General features: G+C 65.9%; 19 protein-coding genes. 14 read left to right on the top strand and 5 right to left on the bottom strand.

Annotated features, from left to right (window positions below; genetic code table 11):
• Positions 1-173 precede the first annotated feature (173 nt).
• The gene (locus tag OVA11_RS05160; RefSeq protein WP_268066484.1) at positions 174-1787 is read left to right on the top strand and encodes a globin-coupled sensor protein; all 1614 of its coding nucleotides are present in this window, start codon (positions 174-176) and stop codon (positions 1785-1787) included.
• A gap of 210 nt (positions 1788-1997) precedes the next feature.
• Here the strand turns inward: OVA11_RS05160 and OVA11_RS05165 are convergent, their stop codons facing one another.
• A complete protein-coding gene (locus OVA11_RS05165; RefSeq protein ID WP_268066485.1) occupies positions 1998-2309 on the bottom strand; it encodes a hypothetical protein in 312 nt (103 codons plus the stop codon).
• Positions 2310-2605: 296 nt separating this feature from the next.
• On the opposite strand from OVA11_RS05165, the gene OVA11_RS05170 reads away from it, so the two are divergent.
• The 13 genes from OVA11_RS05170 to OVA11_RS05230 all read left to right on the top strand — a co-directional run bounded on the left by OVA11_RS05170 (position 2606) and on the right by OVA11_RS05230 (position 15720).
• Entirely contained in the window at positions 2606-4627 is a 2022-nt protein-coding gene (locus OVA11_RS05170; RefSeq protein ID WP_268066486.1) for a methyl-accepting chemotaxis protein, read from the top strand.
• Positions 4627-4914 (top strand): STAS domain-containing protein, encoded by a 288-nt coding sequence (locus OVA11_RS05175; protein WP_268066487.1) that lies wholly within the window; start codon positions 4627-4629, stop codon positions 4912-4914. Before OVA11_RS05170 ends, OVA11_RS05175 begins: the two co-directional genes overlap by 1 nt.
• Entirely contained in the window at positions 4911-5276 is a 366-nt protein-coding gene (locus OVA11_RS05180) for a response regulator (protein ID WP_010918320.1), read from the top strand. The genes OVA11_RS05175 and OVA11_RS05180 overlap by 4 nt, the downstream gene beginning before the upstream one ends.
• Before the next feature lie 69 nt (positions 5277-5345).
• On the top strand, positions 5346-7634 hold the full coding sequence (locus OVA11_RS05185; protein ID WP_268066488.1) for a chemotaxis protein CheA: 2289 nt from the start codon (positions 5346-5348) through the stop codon (positions 7632-7634).
• A 3-nt stretch (positions 7635-7637) separates the two neighbouring features.
• Complete coding sequence (locus OVA11_RS05190; protein WP_010918322.1) at positions 7638-8105, top strand: chemotaxis protein CheW; 468 nt, start codon at positions 7638-7640, stop codon at positions 8103-8105.
• Positions 8105-8986 (top strand): CheR family methyltransferase, encoded by an 882-nt coding sequence (locus OVA11_RS05195; protein ID WP_268066489.1) that lies wholly within the window; start codon positions 8105-8107, stop codon positions 8984-8986. Before OVA11_RS05190 ends, OVA11_RS05195 begins: the two co-directional genes overlap by 1 nt.
• On the top strand, positions 8986-10020 hold the full coding sequence (locus OVA11_RS05200; RefSeq protein ID WP_268066490.1) for a protein-glutamate methylesterase/protein-glutamine glutaminase: 1035 nt from the start codon (positions 8986-8988) through the stop codon (positions 10018-10020). The genes OVA11_RS05195 and OVA11_RS05200 overlap by 1 nt, the downstream gene beginning before the upstream one ends.
• 3 nt (positions 10021-10023) lie before the next feature.
• Positions 10024-10413 carry a response regulator gene (locus tag OVA11_RS05205; RefSeq protein ID WP_010918325.1) on the top strand — a complete coding sequence of 130 codons (390 nt, stop codon included), beginning with the start codon at positions 10024-10026 and terminating at the stop codon, positions 10411-10413.
• Positions 10410-10973: a chemotaxis protein CheD gene (locus tag OVA11_RS05210; RefSeq protein ID WP_268066491.1), complete on the top strand. Its 564-nt coding sequence runs from the start codon at positions 10410-10412 to the stop codon at positions 10971-10973. The genes OVA11_RS05205 and OVA11_RS05210 overlap by 4 nt, the downstream gene beginning before the upstream one ends.
• 3 nt (positions 10974-10976) lie before the next feature.
• Positions 10977-11360 (top strand): chemotaxis protein CheU, encoded by a 384-nt coding sequence (locus OVA11_RS05215; protein WP_268066492.1) that lies wholly within the window; start codon positions 10977-10979, stop codon positions 11358-11360.
• A gap of 7 nt (positions 11361-11367) precedes the next feature.
• Positions 11368-11970 (top strand): response regulator, encoded by a 603-nt coding sequence (locus OVA11_RS05220; protein ID WP_010918328.1) that lies wholly within the window; start codon positions 11368-11370, stop codon positions 11968-11970.
• Entirely contained in the window at positions 11967-12437 is a 471-nt protein-coding gene (locus tag OVA11_RS05225; protein ID WP_268066493.1) for a chemotaxis protein CheE, read from the top strand. Before OVA11_RS05220 ends, OVA11_RS05225 begins: the two co-directional genes overlap by 4 nt.
• Before the next feature lie 268 nt (positions 12438-12705).
• Positions 12706-15720: a TonB-dependent receptor gene (locus OVA11_RS05230; RefSeq protein ID WP_268066494.1), complete on the top strand. Its 3015-nt coding sequence runs from the start codon at positions 12706-12708 to the stop codon at positions 15718-15720.
• Between the two features lie 81 nt (positions 15721-15801).
• Here OVA11_RS05230 and nagA read toward each other — a convergent pair whose 3' ends face one another.
• The 4 genes from nagA to OVA11_RS05250 form a co-directional block, all read right to left on the bottom strand.
• Positions 15802-16938 (bottom strand): N-acetylglucosamine-6-phosphate deacetylase, encoded by a 1137-nt coding sequence (gene nagA / locus OVA11_RS05235; protein ID WP_268066495.1) that lies wholly within the window; start codon positions 16936-16938, stop codon positions 15802-15804.
• Positions 16938-18026, bottom strand: coding sequence for an SIS domain-containing protein (locus tag OVA11_RS05240; RefSeq protein WP_268066496.1), 1089 nt, complete (start codon positions 18024-18026; stop codon positions 16938-16940). Before OVA11_RS05240 ends, nagA begins: the two co-directional genes overlap by 1 nt.
• A gap of 28 nt (positions 18027-18054) precedes the next feature.
• The gene (locus OVA11_RS05245) at positions 18055-18798 is read right to left on the bottom strand and encodes a GntR family transcriptional regulator (protein WP_268066497.1); all 744 of its coding nucleotides are present in this window, start codon (positions 18796-18798) and stop codon (positions 18055-18057) included.
• A gap of 79 nt (positions 18799-18877) precedes the next feature.
• Positions 18878-18946 carry a hypothetical protein gene (locus tag OVA11_RS05250; protein ID WP_101685824.1) on the bottom strand — a complete coding sequence of 23 codons (69 nt, stop codon included), beginning with the start codon at positions 18944-18946 and terminating at the stop codon, positions 18878-18880.
• Between the last annotated feature and the right edge of the window lie 42 nt (positions 18947-18988).

An 18988-nucleotide genomic window follows, 5' to 3' on the forward strand; every position in this document is an offset into this window, starting at 1 on the left:
CCTATCGGCCGTATGCAATCGATAAACCATACTCTTTCTCCAGCAGAATTGGCCGCTCGGCCTCCGCAAACGGTTGCAACCTGAGCGGGGGTGCGGCGAGGCGTCGCACCCGATGCGGGAATATTTAAGCGCTCATTAGGGATAAGGGCCCGAGGATTTCCCCAAGCGAAACAATGGGGACCGCCATGAACCAGGACTACGCGATCGGTGAACGGACCGCGTTCATGGGCATCGACGACAAGGCGCGATCGGCGCTGCGCGACCTGCGCCCGGTTATCCGGGCCGAGATCGGCAAGGCGCTCGACAGCTTCTACGGCAAGGTCCGGGCGACCCCCGAGACGCGCAAGTTCTTCAGTGACGACCGACATATGAACGCGGCGAGTTCGCGGCAGCAGGCGCACTGGGGCGTGATCGCCGAAGGACAGTTCAGCGACGACTACGTGCAGGCGGTGCGAGCGATCGGCCAGACCCATGCCCGCATCGGCCTGGAGCCGCGCTGGTACATCGGCGGCTATGCCGTCGTCGGCGACCATCTGGTTCGCGCGGTGATCGACTCGATGTGGCCCAGGGGCCTGCTGGCCAAGGGCGGCTCCGACCGCGCGGGCGAGGCGGTCGCCGCCCTGGTGAAGGCGATCTTCCTGGACATGGACTTCGCCATCTCGATCTATCTTGAAACCCTGGAGAACGAGCGGCAACGCCTGGAGGCCGAACAGAAGGCCGCCCGAGCGCGTCAGGAGCACGTCGTCACCCTCCTGGCCGAAGCTCTGGATCGCCTCGCCGCCGGCGACTTGCTGGCGCGGATCGATGGCGAGGTCTGCAGCGAGTTCGAGAAGCTCAAGGGCGACTTCAACCACGCCGTGGAGCTTCTGGATCAAGCGATGTGCGGCGTCGGTGGCGCGACGGAGGGTATCCGCTCCAGCACCGAGGAAATCAGTGTCGCGGCCGACGACCTGTCGCGTCGCACCGAACAGCAGGCCGCCAGCCTCGAGCAGACGGCCGCCGCCTTGGACGAGATCACCGCCACCGTCCGGCGCTCAGCGGCCGGCGCCAAACAGGCGCAGGAGGTCGTGGCCGGCGCCAAGACCGAAGCCGAGCGATCGGGCTCGGTCGTCAATCAGGCCGTCGCGGCGATGGGGGAGATCGAGACAAGCTCCCGCGAGATCGGCAACATCATCGGGGTGATCGACGAGATCGCCTTCCAGACCAACCTCCTGGCCCTGAACGCGGGGGTCGAGGCGGCCCGCGCCGGTGAGGCCGGCAGAGGTTTCGCGGTGGTCGCTCAGGAGGTTCGGGCGCTGGCGCAGCGCTCGGCCGACGCGGCCAAGGAGATCAAGGCGCTGATCAACACCTCGACCAAGCAGGTCGAAGCGGGCGTCGCCTTGGTAGGCCAGACGGGGGACGCGTTGCGCGGGATCGTCTCGAAGGTCGCCGAGATCGATGAGCTGATCGCGCAGATCTCCGTCTCGGCTCAGGAGCAGTCTGGCGGGCTGCATGAAGTCAACACCGCCGTGAACCAGATGGATCAGGTGACCCAGCAGAACGCGGCGATGGTCGAGCAGACCACGGCGGCGACCCATTCGCTGAAGAGCCAGACGGGCGAACTGGTGAGGCAGGTGGAGACCTTCCGGACCTCCGAGGGGCGACCTTCTACTGCGGCGCCATCTCCGGCGCCCGTCCAGAAGGCGCAACCCGCCCGCCCGCCGCGTCCGCAGAGCCGGCCGGGCGGATCGCCGATCTCACGGGGCGCTACGGCGGTCGCGGTCAAGGAAGAGTGGGAAGAATTCTAGCGCGCGGACCCTCGAGCGCCCCGGGCTCAGGCATGTTCGCTTAAGCCGTACGACGTGCTCAGCAGATTTGGTTCTGGAGCTTGTCGACAGCGGGGCCGTGTCGTCTTGGCGCGGTCTCTCGTCGTTCCTGCGCCAACATCGCCCCAGACAGCAGAACGCCCCCGCCGACCAGGTCGACGGGGGCGTTTTGTGTTCCGATCGGAAAGACGCTTACGCGCCGCCCGGGAAGCGGAACGGAACCTTCACGGTGCCGGTCTTGGCGCCCATCGGGAGCTTTTCGGCGATGCACATCGCGGCCTTGTCGAAGCCCTTGCCCGCGGCGCTGTTGTCCACGACCTTGCAGTCCGACAGCTTGCCGCCGTCGGCGTTGCACTCAAGCATCACCTGCGCTGCGTCGCGCGTATTGGCGTGCTGCTGCAGGCAACGAGCCATTTGATCTTCGAAACCGCCGCCGGCCGAAGCGGCCTGAGCGACAAAAAAGCTGCCAGCGATTCCCGCGGCAATAGCGATCGGATATTTCATCCCGCTGCTCCTAGTAATGAATTCACGTCCTGTGGACGACGCGCCAACCGGACGCTGGAGCAAATTCGCAGGTGCGAGTTAAGATAATCTGAGTCGCACGGTAATATTGCGAGTTTACTTTCAGGTAACCACGATCCACTGCTTCGGTGGCCCCCGTTATGTGGTGGGGGTATCGCAGATTCCGTGCGGCGGAGCCTGCGACCAAACGACCACATGCTCCAAAATGGGACGAAAATCTCTGACTTCCTTTAACCAAGTCAGAGTCTGTTAGGAATCTATCGGGATTATCACCCTTCATGTTGGCGATCCGTGGGCACGGAGCGCTGGTTGGAGGGGACCTTGCGATGAAACGGATCCGGCTCGTCGATCTACCATTGATCATCAAGATCGGCTTTGCGCCGGCGTTCGCGCTTCTGATGCTGGCCGTGATGGCCGGCGGCGCGATCCTTGTTCAGAAGAGCCAGTCGGCTGCGCTGAAGCAGGTCGTGGAAAGCGACATGCGTCAGAATTTGGAGATCCAGCGGATTTCCAAGCGCATCTCGAACATCAACGGCGAGTTGTTCGTCGTGATGACTCACAAGGCTGGCAATATCGACGTCGACAAGAACGACGCGCGTATGGCCGCCGTTCTGGTCGAGACCGACGCAGTCAAGAAGGACCTGCTGGCGCTGAAGAGCAAGCTGCCGGCCGCCGAACAGCCGAAGATCGCTGAACTGATCAAGTCGCTTGAAGAGTGCCGCAGCGCTATCGACACGGTCAGCGGGATGATCAGCGTCGACTTCAACATGGCCGCAGGCTTCATCGCGCCGTTCGAAGAACAATACGTCAAGATGACGGGCCAGCTGGACCAGGTCGTCGCCGCCGCCAATCAGCGGATCGAGACTGAGAGCGCCAAGCGTCAGGCTCAGGCCACCGCCGCTATGAGCGTGACGATCATCATGTCGCTCCTGACCCTGGGTGCGGTCGGCGCTCTGGCGTTCCTGACGGTCATGACGACGCGCAAGTCGATCAACGACATCGCCGCCGCGACCGACAAGCTGTCGAAGGGCGACAACAGCATCGATCTTGAGAAGATGACGCGCGGTGACGAACTGGGCGCCATCGTCACGGCCCTGAAGGTCTTCCGCGACAACCAGCTGCACCTTGAGCAACTGCGCGCCGATCAGGAAAAGTCCGCCGCCCTCACGGCTGACGAACGCCGCGCCAAGGAAGCCGCCGCCGCCGCCGCCGCCCAGGAAGCCTCGCTGGTTGTTTCCAACCTGGCCGAGGGTCTCGAGAAGCTGGCCTCGGGCGACCTGACCTTCCGCGTCACCGCCGACTTCCCGGGCGACTACGGCAAGCTGAAGGACGACTTCAACGCCGCCATGGGCTCGCTGCAGGAGACGATGAAGGTCATCGCGGCCTCGACCGACGGCCTGCGCACCGGCGCCGACGAGATCGCTCACGCCTCGGACGACCTGTCGCGCCGCACCGAGCAGCAGGCCGCGAGCCTGGAAGAAACCGCCGCCGCCCTCGACGAGCTGACCGCCACGGTGCGCCGCACCGCCGCCGGCGCCCGTCAGGCCTCGGACGTCGTCTCCACCACCCGTGGCGAAGCGACGCATAGCGGTCAGGTCGTGCACCAGGCAGTCTCGGCTATGGGCGAGATCGAGAAGAGCTCGGGCCAGATCAGCCAGATCATCGGGGTCATCGACGAAATCGCCTTCCAGACCAACCTCCTTGCCCTGAACGCCGGCGTCGAAGCCGCCCGGGCGGGCGAGGCGGGCCGCGGCTTCGCGGTCGTCGCTCAGGAAGTCCGGGCCCTTGCCCAGCGCTCGGCCGAGGCCGCCAAGGAGATCAAGGCTCTGATCTCGAGCTCGACCCAGCAGGTCAGCCAAGGCGTGAGCCTGGTCGGTCAAACGGGCGAGGCGCTGCAGCGGATCGTGACGAAGGTCGGCGAGATCGACGCCCTGGTCACCGAGATCGCCGCGTCGGCCGCCGAACAGGCCACCGGCCTGAACGAGGTTAACACCGCCGTGAACCAGATGGACCAGGTCACCCAGCAGAACGCCGCCATGGTCGAGCAGTCGACCGCCGCGACGCACTCGCTGAAGGGCGAGACCGCCGAGCTGGTCCGCCTGATGGCCCGCTTCCAGGTGGGCTCCGGTTCCTCGTCCTACGCCCGTCCGGCCGTCGCCGACGCGGGTCATCACGCCCCCGCGCGAAATCCGGTGGCCGAGCAACAGGCCCGTCTGAACACCTTCGCCCGCCCGGGTCGGGGCAACGGTTCGGCGGCCCTCGCCCAGGCCCCCGCCTCGGATGGTTGGGAGGAATTCTAATGGTCGCCGCGATCTCGCTGCCTGAAAACCTGGATCTCAAGACCGCAGCCCCTCTGAAGGCGGCTTTCCTCGAGCGGCGCGGCGCGGAGATCATCGTCGAAGCCGATCAGGTCCGTCGTCTTGGCGGGTTGTGTCTGCAAGTGCTGCTGGCCGCCCGCAAGGCCTGGGAACAGGACGGTCACCCCTTTTCCATCAAGGGGCCTTCAGAGGCCTTTGTCGAAACCACCCGTCTATTCGGCGCCGCAGGGGCGCTCCTTTCGACGGAATTCCAAGGAGCTGAATCGTGACGCGTACGGTTCTCACGGTCGATGATTCCCGGACAATGCGGGACATGCTGCGCATGGCGCTCGCCGGCGCCGGCTTCAATGTGGTCGAGGCGGTGGACGGCGAGCATGGTCTCGAAGTCCTGTCCGCGCATCGGCCCGATGTGATCATCACGGACATCAACATGCCCAAGCTGGACGGCTTTGGCTTCATCGAGGCGGTGCGCGTTGACGACGACTACCGCGCGATCCCGATCCTGGTGCTCACCACCGAAAGCGACCCTGCCAAGAAGCAGCGGGCTCGCGAGGCGGGCGCCACGGGCTGGATCGTCAAGCCGTTCAACCCGGAAAAGCTCGTCGACGCCATCCGCCGCGTCGCCGCCTGATCCCGGTCACGGACCCCAGTACCCCGTTATTGAATACCCGTTGCTAGACGCGAATTAGGACTTACGGGAATGGACGAGCTAGAGGCCATCAAGGTCACCTTCTTCCAGGAATGCGAGGAACTGCTCGCCGACCTCGAAGGCGGTCTCCTGGCCATGGAAGAAGGGGCCGGCGACCTTGAGACGGTCAACGCCGTGTTCCGCGCCGTCCACTCCATCAAGGGCGGCGCTGGGGCCTTCGGTCTCGAGCCGCTGGTTCGCTTCGCCCACGTGTTCGAAACCCTGCTGGACGCCGTACGCGCTGGCTCGGTGCCGAACACGGTCGAACTGGCCGCGGTCCTTCTTCGCGCTTCGGACATCCTGGCTGACCACGTCAGCGCCGCCCGCGGCCTGGGCGATGTCGACATGGCCGCCTCGGCCGCCATGGCCGCAGAGCTGGAGCAGTGGACCGACCCCAACGCGACGCCGACGGCCCCTGCGCCCGTCGCCGCGCCGACGGTGGCCGAAGAGTCCGCCCCCGCCCCCGCGCTGATCGGCGCCGATGACGACGCCATGGACGGAGACGATCTTGGCTTCGTCTTCGTGCCGCAGACGATCACGGTCGAAGCGCAGGCGGCCGACGCCGAGCTGATCCCGTCGAACGTCTGGACGGTGTCGATCCGGCCGAAGTCCGATCTCTATCGCAAGGCGAACGAAACCGCGCTCCTGCTGCGCGAACTCAGCCGCCTGGGTCCGATCAAGGCGACGCTCGACGACAGCGCCCTGCCGCTGCTGCAAAATCTCGATCCCGAAGCCGCTTTCATCACCTGGAGCGTGCGTCTCGAGACCGACCAGGACGAAACCGCGATCCGTGAGGTCTTCGAGTTCGTCGATGGCGACTGCGATCTGGAGATCACGCGCGGCGAGGGCTCCGTCGAAGCGTCCATCGCCGCCCTGACCGCGCCGGCCGAGCCGATGGCCGCCGTCGAGCCGATCGCTCCGACGCCCGAGCCTGTCGAAGTCGCTCCGCCGATCGCCCCGCCCGCCGCCGCCCCGGTGGCGGAAGTCGCTCCCGCCGTCGAGGCCGCCAAGCCGGCCGCCGCCGCCCCTGCGGCCGCCGCCGCTGGGGCGCCGAAGGCGACCCCGGTCGAAGTGCCTGGCCCCGGCCAGTCGGTCATCCGCGTCGATCCCGAGCGCATCGACCGCCTGATCGACCTCGTCGGCGAGCTGGTCATCAACCAGGCCATGCTGGCGCAGCGCGTCGGCGAGTATGGCATCGCCCCATCCTCCAACCTGGCCATGGGCCTCGACGAGCTAGAACAGCTGACGCGCGAGATCCAGGACAGCGTCATGGCCATCCGCGCCCAGCCGGTGAAGTCGGTGTTCCAGCGCATGCCGCGTCTGGTCCGCGAAGTCGCCAACATGACGGGCAAGCAGGCTCGCCTGGTGATGGACGGGGAAAACACTGAGGTCGACAAGACCGTCATCGAGCGTCTGTCCGATCCGATCACCCACATGCTGCGCAACGCCATCGACCACGGGCTGGAAAGTCCCGAGGAGCGCAAGGCGGCCGGCAAGAATCCCGAAGGCGTCGTGCGTCTGGCGGCCCTGCACCGCAGCGGCCGGATCGTCATCGAGGTCTCCGACGACGGCAAGGGCATCAACCGCGAGCGTGTCTTCGGCATCGCCGTCAAGAAGGGCCTGATTGCGCCCGACCTGCAGCTGACCGACGAAGAGATCGACAACCTGATCTTCCTGCCGGGCTTCTCCACCGCTGAAAAGATCTCGGACGTGTCGGGCCGCGGCGTCGGCATGGACGTGGTCAAGCGCTCGGTGCAGGCCCTGGGCGGCCGCATCTCGATCTCCTCGCGTCCCGGCCAAGGCTCGACCTTCACGCTCAGCCTGCCGCTCACCCTGGCCGTCCTGGACGGCATGGTGGTCGACGTCGCCGGCGAGACCCTGGTCGTTCCGCTGGCGGCCATCGTCGAAAGCCTACGTCCGAAGCCGGAAGAGGTCCGTCCGCTGGGACCGGTGGGCTCGGTGCTGGCGGTCCGCGACAGCTTCGTGCCGCTGATCGATGTGGGTCTGACGTTGGGCTATCGCGAGGAAAGCCCGCATCCGACGGATGGCGTGGTGCTGCTGGTCGAAGGCGAAGACGGCTCGCGGGCCGCCCTGGTCGCCGACGCCATCCATGGCCAGCGCCAGGTGGTCATCAAGTCTCTGGAGCAGAACTATCAGCAGGTCGAAGGCGTCGCCGCCGCGACGATCCTCGGTGACGGCCGTGTGGCTCTGATCCTCGACGTCGACGCCACGATCAACCTCCGCCGTCGCGAAGGGGGCGCCCCGCGTCCCCCCGAGCCCAGCCTGATCGCAGCGGAGTAAGTCATGACTGACCAAGCCGCCGCCACCAGCGCTGATCGCCGCGAACTGATCTCCTTCCGCGTGGGCGAGCAGGAGTACTGCGTGGATATCATGGCCGTGCGCGAGATCCGGGGCTGGAGCCCCGCGACGACGCTGCCGCAGTCGCCTGGCTACATGCGCGGTGTCATCAACCTGCGCGGCGCGGTCCTGCCTATCATGGACCTGGCTTGCCGTCTGGGCATGCCGGTGATCGAGCCGACCGTCCGCAGCGTCTTCATCGTCGTCAAGGCGGGCGATCGCACTGTGGGCCTGCTGGTCGACGCCGTGTCCGATATCCTGTCGATCAATGACGACATGATCCAGCCGACCCCCGACGTCGCGTGCGACGCCGTTCGCAGCTTTGTGCGGGGGATCATCTCGATCGAGGGGCGCATGATCAGCGAGATCTCGCTCGACCGCATCCTACCTGAACGGGAGGCTATGGCCGCCTGATGTCTACTGTCACCGCACCCTCTTCTGACCGCCGCGAGGCCATCGTCGATGGCGAGTTCGCGTTCACGAACCAGGACTTCAAGCGCATCGCCGCGCTGCTCTACGATCTGGCGGGCATCAGCCTGCCGGACAGCAAGGCGACGCTGGTCTATTCGCGTCTCGCCAAGCGCCTGCGCGCCCTGGGTCTGCGATCGTTCAACGAGTACTGCAGCTTCGTCGCCAGCGATAAGGGCCATGACGAGAGCCAGGAGATGCTCCGGGCGCTGACCACCAACGTCACGCGCTTTTTCCGCGAGCCGCACCACTTCGATGATCTGCGCGCCAACGTTCTGGAGCCGGTCGCCGACAAGGTCCGCGCCGGTGGCCGCCTGCGCTTGTGGTCCGCCGCCAGCTCGTCGGGGCAAGAGCCCTATTCGATGGCCTTCACGGTGCTGTCGGTCTGGCCGAACGCTGCGGATCTGGACATCCGGATCCTGGGCACGGACATCGACACCAACGTTCTCGCCACGGGCCGGGCCGCCGTCTACGACGAGAGCCTGCTGGAAGGCATTCCTACCGCCGCGCGCGGCCAATACTTCGAGCGCGATGCGAGCGATCGCCGCAGCTGGCGTGTTTGTGAGGCGGCGAGAAGCCTCGTCGCGTTCCGCGAACTAAATCTCAACGGTCCGTCCTGGCCAATGAAAGGCCCGTTCGACGCCATTTTCTGTCGGAATGTCGTGATCTACTTTGATGAACCTACTCAGGAACGTGTCTGGAATCGGTTTGCGCCGCTCGTCGCGCCCGGCGGGCGCCTTTATGTCGGCCACTCCGAACGCGTCGGCACGTCGGTGACCGCGTTCGAGAGCTGCGGCTTGACCGCCTACCGGAAGGTGGGACGCTGATGGCCAAAATTCGCGTTCTTGTCGTCGATGACTCCGCCACGATGCGGAGCCTGATTTCGGCGGCCCTCAACCGTGATCCGGACATCGAGGTGGTCGGCGGCGCTGGCGACCCGTTCGAGGCGCGGGGCATGATCAAGGCCCTGAACCCCGACGTCGTGACCCTCGACATCGAGATGCCGAACATGAACGGCATCGATTTCCTCGAAAAGATCATGCGCCTGCGGCCGATGCCGGTGGTGATGGTTTCGACCCTGACCCAGGCGGGCGCGGAGATGACGCTGCGGGCGCTGGAACTGGGCGCGGTGGACTGCGTCGGCAAGCCCGCCGACGCCACCGGCACCCAGGAAGCCCTGGCCGAGATCGTCGCGAAGGTGAAGATCGCGGCCCGTGCCTCGGTTCGCACCAACGCCGGCGCCGCGCCCACCACGACGGCTCCGCGTCGCAAGGACTTCATGCCGTCGGGCGACATCGTGGCGATCGGGTCGTCGACCGGCGGGGTGGAAGCCCTGCTGTCGATCCTGCAACTGTTCCCCGAGACCTGTCCGCCGACCGTCATCACCCAGCACATGCCGGCCACCTTCACGGCCAGCTTCGCCGCGCGCCTCGACCGCTCGAGCGGCGCGAAGGTGCAGGAGGCCTCCGACGGCGCCCTGCTGGAGCCCGGCAAGGTGTACGTGGCGCCGGGCGGGGCGACCCACCTCGAAGTCGTTCGATCGGCGGGTCTGCGTTGCCGTCTGGTCGCGGGCGACCCCGTGAGCGGCCACCGCCCCTCGGTGGACGTGCTGTTCAACTCGGTGGCGCACGCCGTCGGCGACAAGGCGGTGGGGGTGATCCTGACCGGCATGGGCCGCGACGGCGCCCAGGGCCTGCTGACGATGCGCAAGGCCGGCGCCAAGACGCTGGGCCAGGACGAAGCAAGTTGCGTCGTCTACGGCATGCCCCGATCCGCTTTCGAAATCGGCGCCGTGGAGAGGCAGGTCAGCCTGTCCTCCATGGGCCAGTCCATCCTCGATTTGGCCTCCGCGAGGCGATAGACCATGCCCCAAGCAAGCACCATCTCCGTTCTGGTGGTCGACGACCAGCTCACCATGCGGGCCTTGATCCGGAATGCGCTTCAGCAGATCGGCTTCAAGGACATCCGTGAGGCGCCCGATGGCGAGGAGGCTCTCAAGAACCTCCTGGCCAAGCCGGCGAACCTCGTCATCTCGGACTTCAACATGCCGAAGATGGATGGCCTGGCGTTGCTGCGGGCGGTTCGCTCGCACCCGCCGATCCGCCAGACCGCCTTCGTGATGCTGACGGGCCGCGCCGACCGCGAACTGGTCCAGCGCGCCGTGCAGTTCGGTGTGAACAACTACTGCGTGAAGCCCTTCACGGTCCAAGGCCTGAAGGAAAAAATCGAGCAAGTGTTCGGGCAACTGACATGACCGCATTCCATCACGACGACCCGGAACGCGCGATCAAGGTTCACGTCACGCAGGGCGAAAGCCATGTGTCGACGGATCCCAACGTGGTCATGACCACGGTCCTGGGCTCTTGTATCGCCGCGTGCATCCGCGACCCGCAGAGTGGCGTCGGCGGCATGAACCACTTCCTGCTGCCGGACTCCGGCGACGGGCGCCGGGACGGCGACGCCGTCCGCTATGGCGCCTACGCGATGGAAGTCCTGATCAACGACCTCCTGAAGCGCGGCGCGCGACGCGAGCGTCTTGAGGCCAAGATCTTCGGTGGCGCCAAGCTGTTCGACGGCCTGTCGGACGTGGGCGCCAGCAACGCCGCCTTCGCCGAACGTTTCCTGCGCGACGAAGGCATTCCGATCGTCTCGTCCAGCACGGGCGGCGTCTCGGCCCGGCGCGTGGAGTTCTGGCCGGCGTCCGGTCGGGTTCGTCAGCGTCTGGTCGCCGTCGACAACGCGCCGCAGGACGTCCGGCGTCCGACTCCCCCGCCGATGCCGGCGGTGGCGAGCGGCGACGTGGATCTGTTCTAGGGCATGGCCGCAAAACCGCTCCAGGCCAGCGCGATCGCGACACCCGAAGAGCTCCTTCCGGTGGGCGAGTTGTCGCGACGTCTGGCGGCGGAGTTGGCTTCGGCCGCCGCCATCTGTCAGGACTGCGAGCACCTCGTGGGCGACTTGGCCGACGGCGGCGCGGCGCTGCCAAACCTGACCAGACTTCAGGCGCTCGACGAACTGAGCCAACGCCTTCACGGCCTTTCGGCCGTGCTTCAACGCATCGGGCAGCATGCGTCCGGGGAGTGGAGCATGTCGATCGAGCCGCTGCTGGAGGGGCTAGGCCTTTCGGATCTCGTCGTCAGGCTGCGCGCCAGCCAGGAAGCCGAGTGGAAAGCCGAGGCCGGCGAGCTGGACTTCTTCTAGGGCGCCGATGACAGACGCCCTCCTTCCCTCGACCCGCATCAATCTTGAACGGGCGACGGTGCTCGTGCTGGACGACAACGGACCCTCGCTGGACATTCTGTCCCAGGTGGTTTCCGGCTTTGGCGTCAAGCAACTGCATCGCGCCGAGAGCGTCGCTGACGCGCAGTCTCTGATTAAGACCAAGACCTTCGATCTTATCATCAGCGACGTCCAGATGCCGGTCACCGATGGTATCGAGTTCATCGAGTGGCTGAGACGCGAGGGCGGGGACGCCAACCGCTTCATTCCCGTCATCCTGGTCACGGGTCACACGCGGACTTCGCAGATCGTCAAGATCCGTGACGCCGGCGCCAACTATGTGGTGGCCAAGCCGATTACGCCCAAGGTGCTGCTGGAGCGCATCTTCTGGGTCGCGCGCGAGGACCGAGCGTTCATCGAATGCCCGACCTTCGTCGGGCCGGATCGACGATTCAAGCATATGGGCCCGCCTCCGGGGACGGATGGCAGGCGCAAGGATGACCTTCCGGCGGAGGTGGGCGAGGCGCAGACGCCCAACCTGTCCGACGATGAAATCAGCAATATGATGCGCCCAGCGAAGGTGCAGATATGACCGTCCGCAAATTCAAACCACCGAACCGCCTTTCCAAGATGATCAAGGAGCGGGGGGGCTTGCTCGCCCAGGACGCCATCGCGGCGGCCGAGGCGGGCGTGGAGTCTCTTCGGGAGGCGTCCTTGGCCGCCCTCGACGAGACCCTGGCCGAGATCGAGACGCGTTTTGGCAAAGGCGCCGAAAACCGGGAGTCCGAGTCGTTCGAGGCCCTGTACGTCCTCGCGTCGCGGATCATCGACGTCAGCGCCTTTGTGGCCGGAACCGGTCTGGATCGCGCCGCCATGTCGCTCTGCGGATTGGCCGACAACTGCGCTGAGGCCGGCGCCTGGCGATGGGACGCGGTCGACGTCCACCTGAACGCCTTGAAGCTTCTGCGGAGCGTGGGGGCCAGCTTGCCCACCGCGCAACGCGACTCCATGCTCCAGGGGCTCTACAAGGTCAGTCATTTCCGCCCCGAAGAGGCCTGAGGCCCGCTTCGCTGAGCGAACATTGTGTCGGAAACGCAACGACCGGCGGAGTCTGTTGGGTTGTGACCGCTTTGTGGCCTTGCCGGTCGGCCTAGCCTTTGTTAGCACTCTGATACCGGTGTCAGAAACACAGATCGGTTTCTGACACCGGTGGCAAAAACGAAGACTTCAAGGCCAAGGGGCGGTTTCGCAGGAACGATGCGGAGCCGAGACGAAGGCCAAGGCGGCGGCTACGTCGCCGTCCAATGGTCGAACGGGAGGAGGTTCTATGTCCAAGAATACCACGGGGCGCGTGCGCGGCCTGCAATACGGCGTCTCGGGCGGCGCCCTGGCGCTGGCGATGGCGTTTGCCGGCGCGGCGAGCGCGCAGACCGCCCCGTCCGCTCCGGCCGACGATCAGGTCGAAGCCGTCGTCGTCACCGGTTTCCGGGCCTCTCTGGCCAATGCGCTGGACGTCAAGCGTCGTGAGAACGACCTCGTCGACGTCATCAAGGCGCAAGACATCGCCGACTTCCCCGATCTGAACCTCGCCGAGTCGCTGCAGCGCGTGCCCGGCGTCTCGATCGACCGTGACGGCGGCGAAGGCCGCACCATCACCGTTCGCGGCCTGGGCCCTGACTTCACCGTCGTGCGCCTGAACGGCCTGGAAGCCCTGGCCACCACCGGCGGCAAGGACGGTTCGGGCGGCGCCAACCGCGGCCGCCAGTTCGACTTCTCGATCTTCGCCTCGGAGCTGTTCAACAGCGTCACGGTGCGCAAGTCGACCTCGGCCATGAACGAGGAAGGCTCGCTGGGCGCGATCGTCGACCTGCAGGCCGGTCGTCCGTTCGACTTCAGCAAGTTCACGATGAGCGCCAGCGCCAAAGTGGGCTGGAACGATCTCTCGCGGAAGAGCGACCCGCGCTACACCTTCCTGGTCAGCAACCGCTGGGACACCGGCATTGGTGAAATCGGCGCTCTGCTGTCGGTCGCCTACGCCACCCGCGCTCAGCGCGAGGAAGGCTCCTCGACCGGCCGCTGGGAAAACCCCTCGGTCCGCTTCAACTCGGCGACGGCGTTCCCCTGCACGGGCGCGGCCTACAACCCCGTCAGCGGTCCGGCCCTGAGCTGCGCCCAGATCGGCACTGTCACGGGCGGCACCAACCCGACCGTCACCGCCGCCTCGGGGACGGCCAACAATCTCTGGCACCCGCGGATCCCGCGCTACGGCCGCCTGGACTATGATCAAGAGCGTCTGGGCGTGACCGGCTCGCTGCAATGGCGTCCGAACGACCGCTCGACCCTGACCCTCGACACGATGCTGGCCAAGTTCCAGAACAACCGTGACGAGACCTATCTGGAGATCATCTCGTTCAGCCGTAGCGGCGCGGGCCTGCCCCAGACCGACGTCGTGAACTTCACGGCCGACAGCAAGGGCACCCTGATCAAGGGCACCTTCGACGACGTCGATGTCCGCACCGAGTATCGCCACGACACCCTGAAGACCGAGTTCAATCAGTTCGCCCTGACCTACGACACCCGGTTCGGTGAAGGCGGCAACCTGAAGGTCGGCTACGGCCAGTCGCGCTCGATCCAGGACAACCCGGAACAGACGACCTTCTCGTTCGAGCGCTACGACAGCGACAACTACAGCTACGACTACTCGGCTGACGACAAGCTGCCGAACTTCAACTACGGCTTCGACGCGACGAACCCGGCCAACTACGTCTATAGCCCGACCAACACCCTGGGCGACGCCTCGTTGCTGCGTATGCGTCCGAGCAAGGCGGTCAACACCTTTAAGACCGTCTTCGCTGATGTGGACTACCAGATCCTCGATGGGTTCAAGCTGCGTTACGGCGCCAAGTACAAGGAGTACGGCTTCACCTCGTGGGAGAAGCGCCTGAGCTCGCGCGTGCTTGCCGGTAACTCCGCCACCACCTTCACCAACGAAGCTGCGTTCGGCCTGCCGGCCGGCGTCACCGTGGCTGACGTGTCGCGCGTGATCACCGGCTTTGGTCGTGGCCTCGACATCCCGGCCGGCGTACCGACCTCGTGGTTGGCCCCCGACCTGGACAAGCTACGTCAGAAGCTCGGCTACGACTGTAACTGCGTGAACGCCAACGGCGACTTCCGCCTCAGCGTCCTGAACCAGCTGGGCGCGATGCGGGCGATCACCGAGAAGGACACCGCCTTCTACATCCAGGGCGACTTCGACTACGACATCTTCAACATCCCGGTGCGCGGTAACTTCGGCGTCCGTTATGTGAAGACCGAGCAGGAAGCGACCGGCAACTACAGCACCGGCAACACCACCCAGACCGTCACGACGCTGGGCGGCACCTTCAGCCAGCGCGTGCCGATCGCCGCCACCCAGACGGTCAAGCGCCAGTACACCAACACGCTGCCGTCGCTGAACATCTCGGCCCAGCCGTTCGACAGCTTCTTCGTCCGCTTCGCCGCCGCCAAGGTGATGACGCGTCCGCAGCTGCCGAACCTGTCGCCCGGCTTCACGGCGATGAGCCAGCAGGCTCAGACCCTGACGCGCGGCAATCCCGAACTGAACCCGATGCTCGCCAACAATCTGGACCTGAGCTTCGAGTGGTATCCGGACAAGGAAACCCTGTTCTCGGTCGGCTTCTTCCAGAAGGACATCAAGTCCTACATCCAGACCTCGTCGGTCGCGGTGCCGTGGGCGGAAACCGAGCTGCCGGACAACCTGCTGACGAACGGCAACACCGCCGACACGCTGTTCACGGTCACGACCCAGATCAACACCCCCGGCGGCAAGCTGAAGGGCTTTGAGGTCTCGCTGCAGCGTCCGTTCACCTTCCTGCCGGCGCCGTTCGATGGCTTCGGCGGCATCGTGAACTACACCCACGTGCAGAGCGACATCCAGTACGTGATCGCCAACCCGGTCTATTCGGGCACGCCCCGCGTCCTGGTCACGCCGGCGGTCATGCTGACCCAGCCGCTGGTGAACCTGTCGCCCGACGCCTACAACGCGACGCTCTACTACGAAAAGAACGACTTCAAGGCCCGTATCTCGGCCTCGTATCGTGACCCGTACCTGATCCAGGTGGCGCCGTCGGCGACCAACAACAACGATGTCCGCATCAAGGAAAAGACGCTGAACATCGACAGCCAGGTCAGCTACAACTTCAAGAACTTTACGGTCACGTTGGAAATGATCAACCTGACCGACGAAAAGGACAGCAAGGTTATCGACTCGACCCGTATGATTTCGGAAGAGTACGTTCACTACGGTCGCCAGTACTATCTGGGCGTGAAGTGGAAGTTCTAAGCTTCCACTAGCCCCAGGGCTGAATATGGAAAGGGCGCTGACCTCACGGTCAGCGCCCTTTCTGCATCCAACACACCTGTCTCAACCTTCCTGGCCGTCGATCCAGGTGGCCGTGACCTCCAGGCGGTCGTTCAGCAAGCATAGGTCCGCCGCATAGCCCGGCGCGATCCGGCCGCGACCGTGTCCAAGACCCAGGAAGCTCGCCGGGGCGTGAGACGCCATCATCACGGCGTCTTCCAGGCTGAGGTCCAGCAGCTCGATCGCGTTGCGCACCGCGCCGATCATGTCGAGATCCGATCCCGCCAGGGTGCCGTGGTCATCAACGCAGACACCGTCGACCACTCGGATATCCCGGCCCTGAAGATTGAACCGCTTGTCAGGCAGACCCACCGTCGGCATCGCGTCGGTGACCAGCATGAAGCGATCGAGGGCGCGGGTCCGCAGGGCGATTTTCAGCACCACCGGGTCGACATGGCGGCCATCGACGATGATCCCGCACCAGGCGTCTGGGCTCTCCAGCGCCGCGCCGACTGCGCCGGGCTCGCGGCTCGTCAGGGGCGACATGGCGTTGAACAGGTGCGTAAAGCCGGTCAGGCCATGCTCCAGGGCCTGGCGCATGGTCGCGTAGAGGGCGTTGGTGTGCCCGGCGGCCACGATGACGCCGGCGTCCGCCAAGCGCCCGATAATCTGGGGCGTGGTGCGTTCCGGCGCGAGGGTCACCAGCGTTTTGCCGCGCTTGAGCGAGGTGAGCAGCGCCAGCGCCTCGTCGTCGATGACCCGAAATTTTTCGGCGTCATGGATGCCTTTCCGCTTGGGGTTCAGGAATGGGCCCTCGATGTGAAGTCCCAACACCCCTGGCACGCCCTGCGCGATGGCCTCCTCGGTGGCGCGCATCGCCTGGTCGACGACGCGCAGATCGTCGCTGATCAGGGTGGGCAGGAAGCCCGTTGTCCCGAAGCGACGGTGCGCCGCGCCGATCGTCGCGATCGTCTCGACCGTGGGCGCGTCGTTGAAAAGCACGCCGCCGCCGCCATTGACCTGGGTGTCGATGAAACCCGGGACCAGCAGACCGCCCTTCAGGTCGCGAGGCTTGGCGTCCGAAGGCGTCTGCGCGGCGTCGATGACGTCCAGGATCAGACCATCCTTGACCAGGACGACTTTGCCTTCGACGACGCCGCTCTCCGTCAGGACGCGGCCATTGATCAGAGCAGCCGGCATCAGACGGTTTCGGTGACCTTGTTCAGATGCGGCGGGCTATCTGGATCATAGCCACGCGCGACCGAGAGCGCATTGGCCATGCGGTAGAAGCTCTGGATCATCAGGATCGGCTCCAGCACAGGGTGGCTGGCAAGGGTCGGCAGCGCGTCTGTCGCGCTGGCGCCGCCGGCGATCAGCACGCTGGCGCCGCGCGCCCGCAGGCCGGCGGCCATCTCGTCGACGCTGGCGCGGCTCTCGTCGTTCTGGGCGAAGACCAGGGCGGGGAAGCCGTCCTTCACCAGGGCCATCGGGCCATGCAGCACCTCGGCGGCGCTGAAGGCCTCGGCGTGCAGGCCGCAGGTCTCCTTGAACTTCAGAGCCGCCTCCAGGGCGACGCCAAACCCGACGCCGCGCCCCAGCACATAGAGGTTGCTGGCGGTCTTCAGGCGCTCGACCGCGGGGGACCAATCCAGGGTCCAGGCGGCCGCCAGGGCTGCGGGAAGGTCCTGCAGAGCGGCGGTAAGCTCTGCGTCCTCGGTCCAGGCCGCGATCAGCTGGGTCACCGCGACGAGGGCTGCGATGTAGGACTTGGTGGCCGCGACGCTGATCTCTGGCCCGGCATGCAGAGGAATGACCTCGTCCGCCAGCGCCGCCAGCGGCGAGTCGACGACGTTCACCAGCGCCACGGTGTGAGCGCCGGCCGCCTTGGCGGCCTTCACAGCCGCCAGCAGGTCGGGGCTTTTGCCCGACTGGGAAATGGCCAGATAGAGCGCGCCCTCAAGGTTAGGGGAGGCGTCGTACACCGAGCTGACCGAAGGGCCTGCAGACGAGGTCAGCACCCCGGCCTTGGTCTCGATCAGGTAGCGGGCGAAGGTGGCGGCATGGTCGCTACTGCCCCGGGCGCAGGTGACCACGACCCTGGGCGGGTTTGCGCGCAGGCGCTGGGCCAGCGCCTGGATCTTTGGGGCGTTGGCGGTCAGCTGGACGGCGGCGATCCTGGCGGCCTCGCCGGCCTCCCGAAACATGTGGGTCGAGGCCGGCGCCAGGCTCGGAGGCGACGCGCCTGTGGGCGCGGGGGTCTCATGACGGGTCAAGACGGTCGCCTCCAAGCTCTACTCCTCCGACTTCAGCGCGTACTCAGGACAGGGAATTCAGTTCGGCGACGAAGTCGTAGGCGTCGCCGCGGTAGTAGGATTGCGTGACCTCGACGGCCCGTCCGTCCTTCAGGAAGCCTCGCCGCTCGATCAGCAGGCCGGCGTCCTTGACAGGCACGCCCAGCAGGTCCGCCTGCTCGGCCTGGAACAGCACCGCGCGCAGCCGCTGGAGGGCGCGCACCGGGCGGTGACCGGTCGTCTCCAGCGCTTCATAGAGCGATGTCCCCACCACTTCGGTGGAGGGCAGGGCGAAGGCCGCGATCGTTGTGTACTCCACCGCCATCGGCGCGCCGTCCGCATAGCGGATCCGTGCGAACCGATAGACCGGGGTTCCGGGCGACAGGCCCAGGGTCAGCGACTCCTCGGGGGTCACCTGGCCCTCGGTGCGGCTGATCCACTCGCTGCGCGGGACGCGACCGCGAGAGATCATGTCCTCGGTGAACGAGGACAGCTTGGAGAAGCTCTTCTCGACCCGCGCGGCGACAAAGGTACCGGCGCCTTGGCGGCGCGTCAGCAAGCCCTCGCTGACCAGGCCGTCCAGCGCCTTGCGAACGGTGATGCGCGAGATGTTGAACTCGTCCGCCATGTCCCGCTCGGCGGGAAGGGCGTCGTCCGGAGCCAGCACCTTCTTCTGGATGGCTTCGCGCAGCGCGCGCTGCAGCTGCCGGTACAGCGGGGCGTGATCGCCCGTGGCGTCGAGACGGCCGATTCGTTCCGCAAACGTCATGGCTGCGCCCTCCCTGCCTTGAGCTTCCCTGCGCCTCTGAGCGGCGCTCCCCGTCCGCTCCGATAACATAGGACCATTCTCATACCAATAATGACCCGGTCTGCAATTGGTTTCTTTTTGGTCTTGTCATTCGAGAAAATTCCGTCACAGTCGCCTCCCGAGGCCTGAGAAGTACCACTTTCTGCGGATC

The sequence above is a fragment of the Caulobacter sp. SL161 genome, assembly GCF_026672375.1.
Taxonomy (GTDB): domain Bacteria; phylum Pseudomonadota; class Alphaproteobacteria; order Caulobacterales; family Caulobacteraceae; genus Caulobacter.

Coding starts and splice junctions, on each gene's coding strand:
- OVA11_RS05200 (WP_268066490.1), top strand. CDS start 8,986: ATGGCCAAAATTCGCGTTCTTGTCGTCGATGACTCCGCCACGATGCGG.
- OVA11_RS05160 (WP_268066484.1), top strand. CDS start 174: ATGGGGACCGCCATGAACCAGGACTACGCGATCGGTGAACGGACCGCG.
- OVA11_RS05220 (WP_010918328.1), top strand. CDS start 11,368: ATGACAGACGCCCTCCTTCCCTCGACCCGCATCAATCTTGAACGGGCG.
- OVA11_RS05185 (WP_268066488.1), top strand. CDS start 5,346: ATGGACGAGCTAGAGGCCATCAAGGTCACCTTCTTCCAGGAATGCGAG.
- OVA11_RS05230 (WP_268066494.1), top strand. CDS start 12,706: ATGTCCAAGAATACCACGGGGCGCGTGCGCGGCCTGCAATACGGCGTC.
- OVA11_RS05245 (WP_268066497.1), bottom strand. CDS start 18,798: ATGACGTTTGCGGAACGAATCGGCCGTCTCGACGCCACGGGCGATCAC.
- OVA11_RS05175 (WP_268066487.1), top strand. CDS start 4,627: ATGGTCGCCGCGATCTCGCTGCCTGAAAACCTGGATCTCAAGACCGCA.
- OVA11_RS05165 (WP_268066485.1), bottom strand. CDS start 2,309: ATGAAATATCCGATCGCTATTGCCGCGGGAATCGCTGGCAGCTTTTTT.
- OVA11_RS05210 (WP_268066491.1), top strand. CDS start 10,410: ATGACCGCATTCCATCACGACGACCCGGAACGCGCGATCAAGGTTCAC.
- OVA11_RS05170 (WP_268066486.1), top strand. CDS start 2,606: ATGTTGGCGATCCGTGGGCACGGAGCGCTGGTTGGAGGGGACCTTGCG.
- OVA11_RS05225 (WP_268066493.1), top strand. CDS start 11,967: ATGACCGTCCGCAAATTCAAACCACCGAACCGCCTTTCCAAGATGATC.
- OVA11_RS05215 (WP_268066492.1), top strand. CDS start 10,977: ATGGCCGCAAAACCGCTCCAGGCCAGCGCGATCGCGACACCCGAAGAG.
- OVA11_RS05205 (WP_010918325.1), top strand. CDS start 10,024: ATGCCCCAAGCAAGCACCATCTCCGTTCTGGTGGTCGACGACCAGCTC.
- OVA11_RS05195 (WP_268066489.1), top strand. CDS start 8,105: ATGTCTACTGTCACCGCACCCTCTTCTGACCGCCGCGAGGCCATCGTC.
- nagA (WP_268066495.1), bottom strand. CDS start 16,938: ATGCCGGCTGCTCTGATCAATGGCCGCGTCCTGACGGAGAGCGGCGTC.
- OVA11_RS05190 (WP_010918322.1), top strand. CDS start 7,638: ATGACTGACCAAGCCGCCGCCACCAGCGCTGATCGCCGCGAACTGATC.